The sequence below is a fragment of the Luteibacter sp. 329MFSha genome (genome assembly GCF_900111665.1).
In the GTDB taxonomy this organism is placed as follows: domain Bacteria; phylum Pseudomonadota; class Gammaproteobacteria; order Xanthomonadales; family Rhodanobacteraceae; genus Luteibacter.
Genome location: NZ_FOJE01000003.1, coordinates 333,617 through 346,144, shown reverse-complemented (window position 1 = coordinate 346,144; position 12,528 = coordinate 333,617). Strand labels below are relative to the sequence as shown.

Genomic DNA, 12,528 nt, shown 5'->3' with positions numbered 1-12,528 from the left:
CCCTCCGGTAGCGGCGGAACGAAAAACGCCGGCACACGGCCGGCGTTTTTCATCGTGCGAAGCGCGTTGGATCAGAACGCCATCTTCAGCCCGAGGTTCAGGCCGTTGTAGCGCTGCGTGTCGTCGGCGAAGCGGCCCGTGTAGCTGACCCAGCCGCTCCAGGTCTGGTTGAAGTCGGCCGTGACGCCCACGTCGGCGGTCGCCCAGGTCTTGTCCGGGGTGAAGCCCTGGATGCTGAAACGGCCCGCCATGTTGACCAGGCCGGCGGTGACGAAGCGATCGTCGGCGCGGCCGTCGTGGTTGTAGGCGACTTCGACGAACGGATGCAGCGTCGTGTTGCCCGACTGCCATGCACCCTGCAGGCGCCAGCCGGCGGTCTCGATGCGGGCATTGCGGGTCTGCTTGTCGAAACGCATCGCCGTGCTGGCGTTGCTGCGCTCCGTGTACCCGAACACGCGCAGCTGCTCCCACTCGACCGATACGTACGGGCCGGTCTTCAGCGTGTCGCTGCCGAACCACCAGCCACCCGTGAGGCCCGCACCGACGTGCGAGCCGTCGGTCTTGCCGGTCTCGGTGCGGCGAGCGGCGCCAAGGTCGATGCGGCGATCGATGTCGGTGAAGCTCAGCTGGCCGAAGCTGACGTAGCTGCCGACGTAGCCGCCGCCCGCATGGTAGAACGCGTAGCCCGAGCCGGCGATGTCCTGCATCTTGTAGCCGCCGCCGCCCTGGAAGTCCGCCTTCGACTGGGCGATGCCCATCGCGACGCCCACGGAGACGTTGTCGTTGACGCGCGCGTCGGCGCCGATCGTCAGGTTGACGTTGTCGCTGTCGGTCTTAGGCGAGGTGTCGGTGGTCTTGAACTTCTGCTGGCCGTAGTCGACCGCCGCGAACACGCGCGACTCGGCGCCGAAGTTGTCGGCCATCATCTGGTTGCGCAGCGTGCGCACGTGCGCGGCGTTCGACGCCAGGCCGGCTTCGCCGAGCAGCGAGATCTGCTGCGGCGCCGTGATCACGGCGATCGCGTACTGGCCGAGCAGCGCGTGCGCCGCGTTGGTCGGATGGATGCCGTCGGCGAACAGGTAGGTCGCGGCCGCGTTCGGCTCGCGCAGCGTGGCCGGCGAGCAGGTGATCGAGCTGGCCGTCGTGCACGCCGGGACGGTCACGTTGGTGAAGCCGTACGTGCTGGGGCTCGCGATCACTTCGTTGAGCAGGCCGTACGTGTCGATCGGCACGATGCCCTTGTTCGCCTGCGCGAGGCCACCCGACAGGACGCCGTTGTACACCTGCGCCAGCTGCGTGATGCCCGCCGACGCGGCGGCGCCCTGCGAGCGAGCCGCCGGGGTCTTGCCGACGTCGGGCAGATTGAACACGACGATCGTCTTCGCGCCGGCGGCCTGCAGCGCCTTGATCTGGCCCACCTCGTTCGTCGCCGCGGTGGCGACGACGGTCTGCGCCGTGGCCGGGTTGCCGGCGGCGGCGAGCAGGTCGTTGGCGCCGATCCACATCGTGTACAGCGCGTTCGGGTTCGCCTTGCCGCCGTTGGCGGCCAGGTACTGCTGGACCTGCGTCGAGGTCGCGGGCACCGGGTTGGCGATCGCCGCGCGGGCGCCGCCGAAGGCGTAGTCGGTGCCGCCGGCGAGCGACGGGGTCAGCGTCAGGTTGAAGTGCTTCGCGATGTTCTCCACGGCGACGGTGCCGGGATTCGTGGTGAAGCGCGAGACGACCGGCGAACCGGACAGGATCGCGACGTTGCCGTTGTCGCTCAGGCTGTCGCCGAACGAGACGATCTGCTGATACCCGTCGGCGTGCGCCCCGGCACTGAAGAGAAGGGCGGCACCGATGGCACCGGCGAGATGGCGAATACGCATGTGTTTCACTCCGTGTGGGGCGTTAGAGAATCGTTACGGTAATGGAAAGCCATACGGCAGCGCATGCTGCGCCGCCGCAGGTCGTGCCTTGCGGTGTCGGATGGTGTCTTTGGGGCCTGTCGGCCCGGGCGGACTGCGTCGCCGCCGTGTCTGTCCCCTGAGGAAAATCGGGGGCTGCTCGCCCCCGATGGCCGGATCCGCTTATTTCTTCAGGGCGCGCGAGAACGCGTCAGCGAAGGCGCTGTTGGCGGGTGCCGGCGTCGCCTTGGGCGGCTGCGGACCGCGACCGCCCTGGCCGCCTCCGCGACGGTTGCCGCCGGGGGCGTCGTCGCGCTGTGCCGGGCGACCCGTGCGGGCTTCGCCGGGGACGTCGTCGAGGCGCATGCTGAGGGCGATGCGCTTGCGCGGCAGGTCGACCTCCATGACCTTCACCTTGACGATGTCGCCCGCCTTCACCGCGTCGCGCGGATCCTTGACGAACGTGTGCGAGAGCGCGGAGACGTGCACGAGGCCGTCCTGGTGCACGCCGATGTCGACGAACGCGCCGAAGGCGGCGACGTTGGTCACGCGGCCTTCCAGCACCATGCCCACGGTCAGGTCCTTCAGATCCTCGACGCCTTCCGCGAAGCTCGGCGCGACGAACTCGGGGCGGGGATCGCGGCCGGGCTTTTCCAGTTCCTTGAGGATGTCGCGCACGGTCGGCACGCCGAACGTCTCGTCGGTGAAGTCCTCGGGCTTGAGGGAGCGCAGGAACGCGGTGTCGCCGATGACCTGCTTCACCTCGCGGCCGCACTGCTTGAGGATGCGTTCGACGACGGGGTAGGCCTCGGGATGCACCGAACTGGCATCGAGCGGGTTGCTGCCGTCGCGGATGCGCAGGAAGCCCGCGCACTGTTCGAACGCCTTGTCGCCGAGGCGCGGCACCTTGAGCAGGTCCTTGCGGCTGGGGAAGGGGCCGTTCGCGTCGCGATGCTTCACGACGTTTTCGGCCACGCTCGACGACAGGCCGGCGACGCGCGCGAGCAGCGGGGCGGATGCCGTGTTGACGTCGACGCCGACCGCGTTCACGCAGTCCTCGACGCGCGCGTCGAGCGCGCGTGCGAGCTTCACCTGGTTGACGTCGTGCTGGTACTGGCCCACGCCGATCGCCTTGGGCTCGATCTTCACCAGCTCGGCGAGCGGATCCTGCAGGCGTCGCGCGATGGACACCGCGCCGCGGATCGACACGTCGAGTTCGGGGAATTCCTTCGACGCCAGTTCGGAGGCCGAATACACCGATGCGCCCGCTTCGCTGACGACGACCTTCGACAGCTGGAGGTCCGGATGCTTGCGGATCACTTCACCGACGAGCTTGTCGGTCTCGCGCGAGGCCGTGCCGTTGCCGATCGCGACGAGATTGACGCCGTGCTGCTTCGACAGCTGCGCGAGGCGCGCGATGGACTGGTCCCACTGGTTGCGCGGCTCGTGCGGGTAGATCGTGTCGTAGGCGAGCAGCTTGCCGGTGGCGTCGACGATCGCGAGCTTGCAGCCGGTGCGGATGCCCGGGTCGAGGCCCATGACCGTCTTGGTGCCGGCGGGCGCGGCGAGCAGCAGGTCTTTCAGGTTCTCGCCGAACACGCGGATCGCTTCGTCCTCCGCGCCTTCGCGCACGCGGCCGAACAGGTCGAGCGTGAGATGCAGGTGCAGCTTGACGCGCCACGTGAGGCGCACCGTCTCGCGCAGCCAGGCATCGGCGGCGCGGCCGCGATCGTGGATGCCCGCGCGCGCCGCGACGCGGCCCTCGCCCTCGGCGTGGCCCTGTTCGGGATCGAGGCCGGGGTTGAGGTCGATCTCGAGCACGCCTTCGTTGCGCGCGCGCATCAACGCGAGCAGGCGATGCGACGGAATCTTCGCCACCGGCTCCGCGTGGTCGAAGTAGTCGCGGAACTTCGCGCCTTCGTTCTCCTTGCCCGCGACGACCGTCGCGCGGATCTGCCCCTTCTCCCACAGCCAGTCGCGCAGCTCGCCCACAAGCGCGGCGTCCTCGGCGATGGTCTCCATCAGGATCGCGCGCGCGCCGTCCAGCGCCGCGCGCGTATCGGCGACGCCCTTCTCCGCGTCGACGAAGCCGGCGGCGAAGGCCTCGGGCTCGAGCGTCGGATCGTCGCGTAGACCCAGCGCGAGCAGCTCCAGGCCGGCTTCGCGCGCGATCTGCGCCTTGGTGCGGCGCTTGGGCTTGTACGGCAGGTAGAGGTCTTCCAGGCGCGCCTTGGTGTCGGCGGTGAGGATGTCGGCGCGCAGCGCATCGGTCATCTTGCCCTGCTCGACGATGCTGTCGAGGATCGCGGCGCGACGGTCTTCGAGTTCGCGCAGGTAGCGCAGGCGTTCTTCCAGCAGGCGAAGCTGCGTGTCGTCGAGACCGCCGGTGACTTCCTTGCGGTAGCGCGCGATGAACGGCACGGTGGCGCCGCCGTCGAGAAGCTCCACCGCCGCGCGCACCTGTTCGGTCTTCGCGGCGATGTCCTGGGCAATACGTTGTTCGATGCTCTGCATGTCGTTCCTGTGCGTTGCTCGGCCGGCCGGAGGTCGGGCCGGGCCGCCGATGATAGCAAGCACGGGTGACGCGCCGGCCGCGAGGCCGGCGCGCGCGTCGCTCACGCGTCGAACGAACCGCCCGGGCCGCCGCGCGGCGCGGGAGTGACTACCGGGGCCGCGTCGGCGCGGCCCATCAGGACATAGGTGCCCGCGAGGAGGTCGTGCACGCCCTGCTTGCGCTGGGTAAAGGCCGCGACGATGTAGAACACCATCGGAATGAGGAAGCTGAAGGCGTTCACGAGGCGCACCGCGTTGCGTCCCGCGGCGCGGCCCACGCTGATGCGCCGGCCGTCGCTGTCCGTGACGCGGATGCCGACGGCCATCTTGCCGGGCGTGGCCTGCCACTTCGAACTTTCGAAGAACGCGTAATAGATGAAGCCGAGCACGAGGAGCACGAGGGTGATCGGCTGCACCGCCTCGGCATACGCCGTGATCGCGGCGGAGCGATCGGTCTCCATCTGCTTGAAGAAGGTGTTCATCACCGCGCCAAGGCCCATGCTCAGGCTGATGATGGTGAACGGCACCATGAGGATCACGTAGTCGATCACCCACGCGCCAAAGCGCAGCCAGAAACCCGCGTACTCCGGCTCCGCCACGTCGGTGATGCCCATGAACGAAGGCGGCACCGGCGGGACGGGCGGAATGCCGCCCGGTGCCGGCCGGTCGTCCGGAAACAGTTCCCCGAGAGGACGCCAGTCGGTCATGCCCTCGTACCAGCCCAGCTCTTCCGGGCGACACGTGCCGTCGCGCAGCCATTGCCGGATCTCGTCGTCCCGATAGGGGCCGAAGCGCTCGCCGTTTCGTCCGATCCAGACCTGCATGGTGTTCCTTCCGATAACCTGACTCGATGTCCGGCATGATGCCAGATGGCCCCCGCGGCCGCCGAGGGCTGGAAGGCAGGGTTACGCCGCCCGGCGTTTCAGATGCACCAGCAGGAGCGAGATCGCGGCCGGTGTCACGCCGCTGATGCGCGACGCCTGGCCGATCGTCGCGGGCAACGAGCGTTTGAGCTTGAGGAGCACCTCGGCCGACAGGCCGCGCACGCGGTCGTAGTCGAAGCCCTCGGGAATCGCCGTCGATTCGTGCCGGCGCTGGCGTTCGATCTCCTCGCGCTGGCGCTCGAGGTAGCCGGAATACTTCGCCTGTACCTCCACCTGCGTCGCGACCTCGGGATCGTCGACGGCCGGGCCGAGTTCCGGCATCGAGGTGAGCGTCGCGTAATCCATCTCCGGACGGCGGAGCAGGTCGAGCGCATGGGTCTCGCGGCTGACGGCGATACCGAGCGAGCGTTCGACGGCGGCGCCGAGCGCGTTCGTCGGCGCCGCCCATAGACCGCGCAGGCGCGCGGTCTCGCGCTCGCTGGCGTCGCGCTTCGCCTCGAGCCGGCGGAAGCGTTCGTCCGGCACGACGCCGCGCGCATGGCCCTGCGGCGTGAGACGGAGATCCGCGTTGTCCTCGCGCAGGTGCAGACGGAACTCGGCGCGCGAGGTGAACATGCGATACGGCTCGATCGTGCCGTTGGTGGTCAGGTCGTCGATCAGGACGCCGATGTAGGCCTCGTCGCGACGCGGGCACCACGGCGCGTCGCCGCGGACCGCCAGCGCGGCGTTCATGCCCGCGATCAGGCCCTGGGCGCCGGCTTCCTCGTAACCCGTCGTGCCATTGATCTGGCCCGCGAAATACAGCCCGGGGATGCCCTTGGTCTCCAGCGACGGATGCAGGCCGCGCGGGTCGAAGTAGTCGTATTCGATGGCATAACCGGGTCGCGTGATGTGCGCGCGTTCGAAGCCGGGAATGGAGCGCACCAGCGCGTACTGCACGTCGAAGGGGAGCGACGTCGAGATGCCGTTCGGGTAGATCTCGAAGGTGTCGAGCCCTTCGGGTTCGACGAAGATCTGATGCGAGGTCTTGTCGGCGAAGCGCACCACCTTGTCTTCGATGGACGGGCAGTAGCGCGGCCCGACGCCTTCGATCTGGCCGCTGTAGAGCGGAGAGCGATCGAGGGCGCCACGGATCAGGTCGTGCGTCGCCTCGGTGGTCTGCGTGATCCAGCAACTGACCTGGCGCGGATGGTCCGCGGCCGATCCCATGAAGGAGAAATGCGGCATCGAATCGTCGCCCGGCTGCTCGTCGAGCACGGAGAAGTCGATCGTGCGGCTGTCGATGCGCGGCGGCGTGCCGGTCTTCAGCCGGTCCGCGGCGACGGGAAGCTCGCGCAGCTTCGCCGCGAGCGTGGACGCCGGCGGGTCGCCGGCACGGCCGCCCGCGTACTGGGCCTGTCCGATGTGGATCTTGCCGGCGAGGAAGGTGCCTGCCGTCAGCACGACGGCGGGCGCATGGAAATCGAGGCCCATCTGCGTCCGCACACCGGCGACGCGCCCATCGACGAGGATGAGGTCGTCCACCGCCTGCTGGAACAGCGACAGGTTGGCCTGCGTTTCGACGATCGAACGGATGGCCGCCTTGTAGAGGGCGCGGTCCGCCTGGCACCGCGTCGCCCGCACGGCCGGGCCCTTCGACGCGTTGAGCGTGCGCCACTGGATGCCCGCCCGGTCCGCCGCCATGCCCATGGCACCGCCCAGCGCATCGATCTCCTTGACCAGATGGCCCTTGCCGATCCCGCCGATCGCGGGATTGCAGCTCATCTGGCCGATCGTCTCGATGTTGTGGCTGAGCAGAAGGGTGCGCGCGCCCGCTCGGGCGGCGGCAAGCGCGGCCTCGGTGCCGGCGTGTCCGCCACCGACCACGATCACGTCGTAGGTTTCTTTATGCAGCATGGGAAGGGTGGGCTCGATGGGCCAGGATCGCGATTTTACGCCGGTCGGGCCGTGGCCGCTCGCACCCGGATACGGCAACGGGAACCTCGGTGGCACGACTCATGCATCCGTATTCGTGCACTTCCACCGGGCAGACGCTGCGCGATCAGACGCGCGCCGAGGCCGAACGCAGGGGTTTGGCCGCGTGCCGGGGGAAGGAAGCGGGATGTGGGCAAGGATGCCCCATTCGGTTCGACGAATGAGATCTGGCGCCCGGCGGTCTCAGGAACAGGGGGAATCCAGGATGACCGTGCTGCCGGGCGCCAGAAACCGAGTGACTGGCACGAACAGCCGCGACCGATGTCGCGGCTTTTTTTCGTTGTGGCCAACATACACCGTTCGAATGAACCGTGTGTGACTTTTGCGTCAAAAAACTGCTCCGTTCCGGCAAACAGTGACGCAGTACGTCAGTTTCTAACGCTGGACGAGACCCGGCGTGACGCGCCGCACAATTTCAGCCGAGTGCGACGCGCGCCAGGATGTCGGTCAGGTCGCGCGAGAGGTCCTTCCGCGCAGCCAGTTCCGACACCACGGCGTGGGCGGCTTCGCGCCTCACCGGTTCGAGGCGCTTCCAGCCGTTGAATGCCGTGGCCACGCGGGCCGCGACCTGGGGATTCAGCCCGTCGATGGCGACGAGGCGGTCGGCGAGCCACCGGTACGCCGCGCCATCGGCGCGATGGAAGCCCGTGGGGTTCGCGCGGGCGAAGGTGCCGATCAGCGACTGCACCCGGTTCGGATTCTTCAGCGTGAAGGCATTGTCGGCCTCCAGCGCCTGGACCCGCGCCAGCGCGCCGTCGCCCGGCAGTGCCGCCTGCAGCGCGAACCACTTGTCCAGCGCGAGCGCGTTGCCGTCGTAGCGCTGGCGGAAGTGCGCGATGGTGGTGGCCGCGCGTGCCGGATCGTGCAGGGCGAGCGTGGACTGCGCCGCGAGGCGGTCGGTCATGCCCGGTGCCTCGGCGTACTGCGCGGCGGCGAGCGCGACGGCCGTGTCCTTGTCGACCAGCGCGATCAGGTCGAGGACGCGCCGCTTGAGCTGCCGGCGGGCCTGGCTCTTCGCGTCGAGCGCGGCGCTGGTGGCGGCACGCAGCGTGTCGTAGCGGGCGCGGAGCGCGTCGGCGCCGATCCGCTGCGCGAGCGCGCGGAGCATCGCCTGGCGCGCCGAGCGGATGCGGTCCGGATCGCGCTCGGCCTGGCGCTCGACCAGCTCGATTTCGCCGGGCGGCGTCAGCAGTTCGGCGAGCAGCGCGTCGTCGAGCGACGGATCGGCGAAGAGGTCGGCGAGGGCCCGGGTCCACGCGTCCAGCGCGAGGCCGTCGGCGCGCCCGTCGCGACAATCGTCGTAGGCCAGCGCGGCGAGCTGCTGGCCGGCCTCCCAGCGATTGAAGCCGTCCGGATCGTGGCGAAGGAGCACCGCGAGCTCGGCCGGGGCGTAATCGCACTCGAGAATGACCGGCGCCGAGAAACCACGCAGCAGGGACGGCACCGGTACCGTATCGACGTCTTCGAACACGTAGCTGCGCTCGGCGGTGTCGAGCACCACGGTACGTTCGGTTCCTTCCGCCGCCGGCTCGCCCTCGAGGCGCAGCGGCAACGCCCGGCCTTCGCGATCGAACAGCGAGAGGCGCACGGGGATCGGCAACGGCTGCTTGTTGACCTGACCCGCGGTGGCCGGCGTGCGCTGGCGCAACGTCAGCCGGTAGCGCCGGGTCGCGGGATCGTGGCGGCCATCCGCCGTGAGACGCGGGGTGCCGGCCTGGCCGTACCACGCGAGGTAGGGCGTGAGGTCGATGCCATTGGCTTCGCCGAGCGCGCCGAGGAAATCCTCGATCGTCGCGGCGCGACCGTCGTTGCGGTCGAAGTACAGGTCCATGCCCTTGCGAAAGCCTTCTTCCCCCAGCCGGCCGGCGAGCATCCGCACCAGCTCGGAGCCCTTCTCGTAGACGGTGGCGGTATAGAAGTTGTTGATCTCGCTGTACTGCGAGGGGCGCACCGGATGCGACAGCGGACCGGCGTCCTCGGGAAACTGCGCGCGACGAAGCAGCGCGACGTCCTCGATGCGCTTGAGGGGCGCGGAATTCATGTCGGCCGAGAAGCTCTGCTCGCGGAAGACCGTGAGGCCTTCCTTCAGGCTGAGCTGGAACCAGTCCCTGCACGTGACGCGGTTGCCGCTCCAGTTGTGGAAATACTCGTGGGCCACGACGGCCTCGACGTGACGGTACTCGTCGTCGGTGCTGGAGTCCGGATCGGCGAGCAGGTATTTCGCGTTGAAGATGTTGAGGCCCTTGTTCTCCATCGCGCCCATGTTGAAGTCGTGCGTGGCGACGACGTGGAACACGTCCAGGTCGTAGTTGCGTCCGTACGTGCGCTCGTCCCACTGCATCGATCGGATCAGCGAGTCCATCGCGTAGCCGCAGCGGTCGATGACGTCGGCTTCCGCCCAGATGTGCAGGGCGACGGCACGCCCGTCGGCGGTGGTGTAGTCGTGGCTGATGCGCTCCAGGCGGCCGGCCACCAGCGCGAACAGGTAGCTCGGCTTCGGATGCGGATCGACGAAGTGAGCCCAGTGGCGGCCGTCGGGAAGGTCGCCTTCGCCGTCCGGGTTGCCGCCGGCGAGCAGGACGGGAAAGCGCGCCTTGTCCGCGCGCAGCGTCACCGTGTAACGCGAAAGCACGTCCGGCCGATCGGGGAAGAAAGTGATGTGACGGAACCCTTCCGCCTCGCACTGTGTCAGCAGGAAACCTTTCTCGCGGCTGCCCGAAAGATAAAGCCCTTCGAACGCCGTGTTCTCCGCGGGCAGCAACGCCACGCGGGTGGTCACCGTGCATGCCGCGGCGGCGACGGCGAATTCGAGCGTCCCGTTGTTGAGGATGTATTCGCCTTCGGCCAGCGGCCGCCCGTCGACAGCGATCGACAGCAGTTCCATGCCCTCGCCCTGCAGGCGCACCGGTTCGTCGGCCTGGCGGACCAGATCGAGTGTCGCGAGTACCTCGGTGCGGTCGATGCCGAGGTCGAACTCGAGCGCGACGTGCTCGACGGTCCAGGCCGGAGGCCGATAGTCGGCGAGGCGGATGACGGCGGTGGGGGCGTCGGAACGATCGCTCATGGCGGCAGGCAACGTTTGTCTGGTGTGTCTGGCAGGCTAACATGCGGTCGAACCCGTCAAAAGGAAGTCCCACCATGTCCCGTTTCACCGTGACGCGCGCCTCGCTCGGGGCGCAGGAAATCGTGGTCCTGCGCGATCTCGACGACGACCGCGAGGTCCGCATCGCCCGAAGTGGCGCCACCGTGCTGTCGATCACCACCGAAACGGGCGGCAAAACGCACGACATCGTCGACGGATTCAGGGACGAGAAGGAACTCGTCGGCCATAAGGGCTCCCGTTTCGCCGTCATGACGCCCTTCGCCAACCGCGTCGACGATGCACGCTTTACCTTTGAAGGATCATCCTATGACTTGCAGCCCGGTGCCGTGGGCGCGGACCGCGCCGCGCGCCATGGTTTTCTTCGCGGTGTCATCTTCGATGTGACAGCCGAGCAAGGCGGCGAGAGCGCCGCGACGGTGACGTTCTCGACGAACATCGCTCCGGACGAGCATCCCGGTTATCCGTTCAGCCTCGCTTTCTCGATCTCCTACACGCTCGACGCCAACGGTCTCACGCTGGAAGCGACGACGACCAACACCGGCGACCGCGACGCGCCGACGTTCTTCGGCTGGCACCCGTACTTCCGGATCTCGTCGCATCCGATCGAAACATGGGAACTGCATATCCCCGCCGACACGGTCATCGCCGCCCGGGAGGATTTCATCCCGCTGCCCGGGACGGCCGCGTGGATGTCGCTCGATCGCGCCGACCGCAAGCTCGACTTCCGGAAGCCAAGGCTCATCGGGGACACGGAACTCAACAACACCTACGCCGATCTCCAATTCGATCCCGACGGGCGCGCGCGCACCCGCCTGCGCGATCCCGCGACGGGCCAGTGCATCGCCCTCTGGCAGGAGCGCGGCGTCATGCTTGCCTTCACGTCGGACACCGCCGAGCGCGACGCGCGCAAGTCGGTCGCCCTCGAGCCGATGGAATGCATGCCCAACGCCTTCAACCGCGAGGACTGCGCACCGCTGATCACGCTCAAGCCCCGCGAAAAGCGCAGCTTCGTCTGCGGCGTGGAGTTCGACGCATGACCCTGCCGACCTTCGCCGACGTGCGCGACGCGGCGGCGCGCATCGCACCCCATGCCCTGGTCACCCCGGTGCTGCGTAGCGACCGTATCGACGCGCTCCTCGGCGCCACCATCGTTTTCAAATGCGAGAACCTGCAGCGCGGCGGAGCGTTCAAGTTCCGCGGCGCGACGAACGCCGTATGGTCGCTCGGCGACGACGAGGCCGCGCGTGGCGTCGTCACGCATTCCTCGGGCAACCACGGCAACGCGCTGTCGATGGCCGCACGCACGCGTGGCATCCCCGCGCACGTCGTGATTCCTGAGGGCGCGGTCAAGGCGAAGGTCGATGCGATCGTCGCCGCCGGCGCGACCGTGCACCGTTGCGCCCCCACCACGGCCGCGCGCGAGGCCATGGCGGCGGAGGTGCAGGCGCGGACGGGCGCGCGACTCGTGCATCCCTACGCCGATCCCCTCGTCATGGCGGGGCAGGGCACGCTCGTGCCTGAACTCTTCCGCCAGGCACCGGGACTCGACACGCTGCTGTTCCCCGTCGGCGGCGGCGGCCTCGGCTCGGGTTGTTCGATCGCCGCGCACGGCATCGACCCCGCGGTGAAGCTGTTCGGGGCGGAGCCCGAAGGGGCCGACGACGCGGCGCGCTCGCTCGAAGCCGACGCTCGCGTCGGGTCCTTCACTCCCGACACCGTCTGCGACGGACTGCGCACGCTGATCGGCGAGCCGAACTTCCACGTGCTGCGCGAGCATGGTGTCCAGGTGCTGCGCATCAGCGACGCCGAGGCGATCGCCGCCATGCGCCTGCTCTGGAGCGAATTGCGGATCGTCGTCGAGGTGTCGAGCGCCACGGTGCTCGCGGCCGCGCTGCGCTATCCGGAGCACTTCGCCGGCCGTCGCATCGGCGCCGTTCTCACGGGCGGCAACGTCGATCTCGACGCGCTCCCCTGGTGACAGGGAAGCGTCGCTTCTGTGAGCCGCGCCCATCGCGCTGACGGCAGGACACAGGTATCGCCGGTCGTGCGCACGGACAGCGCATTGCGAATTCAACGGACAGGCCGGCCGTTCCCGTAGTCCTATCCTCGCCGCTCCTACAGGACGACG

7 protein-coding genes are annotated in these 12,528 nt (G+C 68.7%); 2 read left to right on the top strand and 5 right to left on the bottom strand.

Annotated elements, in window-relative coordinates; translation table 11 throughout:
* Window positions 1–71 precede the first annotated feature (71 nt).
* From BMW54_RS15580 to pepN, 5 genes are all read right to left on the bottom strand, one after another.
* A complete protein-coding gene (locus tag BMW54_RS15580) occupies window positions 72–1,868 on the bottom strand; it encodes an autotransporter outer membrane beta-barrel domain-containing protein (protein WP_090057796.1) in 1,797 nt (598 codons plus the stop codon).
* Window positions 1,869–2,069: 201 nt separating this feature from the next.
* The gene (locus tag BMW54_RS15575; RefSeq protein WP_090057793.1) at window positions 2,070–4,400 is read right to left on the bottom strand and encodes a Tex family protein; all 2,331 of its coding nucleotides are present in this window, start codon (window positions 4,398–4,400) and stop codon (window positions 2,070–2,072) included.
* 101 nt (window positions 4,401–4,501) lie between these two features.
* Window positions 4,502–5,263, bottom strand: coding sequence for an RDD family protein (locus BMW54_RS15570; protein WP_090057791.1), 762 nt, complete (start codon window positions 5,261–5,263; stop codon window positions 4,502–4,504).
* Window positions 5,264–5,344: 81 nt separating this feature from the next.
* Entirely contained in the window at window positions 5,345–7,219 is a 1,875-nt protein-coding gene (mnmG, locus tag BMW54_RS15565) for a tRNA uridine-5-carboxymethylaminomethyl(34) synthesis enzyme MnmG (protein ID WP_090057789.1), read from the bottom strand.
* Window positions 7,220–7,712: 493 nt separating this feature from the next.
* A complete protein-coding gene (pepN, locus tag BMW54_RS15560; protein ID WP_090057786.1) occupies window positions 7,713–10,361 on the bottom strand; it encodes an aminopeptidase N in 2,649 nt (882 codons plus the stop codon).
* Between the two features lie 74 nt (window positions 10,362–10,435).
* Between pepN and BMW54_RS15555 the strand changes: the two genes are divergently transcribed.
* Window positions 10,436–11,437 carry an aldose 1-epimerase gene (locus BMW54_RS15555; protein WP_090057782.1) on the top strand — a complete coding sequence of 334 codons (1,002 nt, stop codon included), beginning with the start codon at window positions 10,436–10,438 and terminating at the stop codon, window positions 11,435–11,437.
* Window positions 11,434–12,378, top strand: coding sequence for a pyridoxal-phosphate dependent enzyme (locus tag BMW54_RS15550; protein WP_090057779.1), 945 nt, complete (start codon window positions 11,434–11,436; stop codon window positions 12,376–12,378). Before BMW54_RS15555 ends, BMW54_RS15550 begins: the two co-directional genes overlap by 4 nt.
* Window positions 12,379–12,528: the final 150 nt, after the last annotated feature.

Coding starts and splice junctions, on each gene's coding strand:
- BMW54_RS15580 (WP_090057796.1), bottom strand. CDS start 1,868: ATGCGTATTCGCCATCTCGCCGGTGCCATCGGTGCCGCCCTTCTCTTC.
- BMW54_RS15575 (WP_090057793.1), bottom strand. CDS start 4,400: ATGCAGAGCATCGAACAACGTATTGCCCAGGACATCGCCGCGAAGACC.
- BMW54_RS15570 (WP_090057791.1), bottom strand. CDS start 5,263: ATGCAGGTCTGGATCGGACGAAACGGCGAGCGCTTCGGCCCCTATCGG.
- mnmG (WP_090057789.1), bottom strand. CDS start 7,219: ATGCTGCATAAAGAAACCTACGACGTGATCGTGGTCGGTGGCGGACAC.
- pepN (WP_090057786.1), bottom strand. CDS start 10,361: ATGAGCGATCGTTCCGACGCCCCCACCGCCGTCATCCGCCTCGCCGAC.
- BMW54_RS15555 (WP_090057782.1), top strand. CDS start 10,436: ATGTCCCGTTTCACCGTGACGCGCGCCTCGCTCGGGGCGCAGGAAATC.
- BMW54_RS15550 (WP_090057779.1), top strand. CDS start 11,434: ATGACCCTGCCGACCTTCGCCGACGTGCGCGACGCGGCGGCGCGCATC.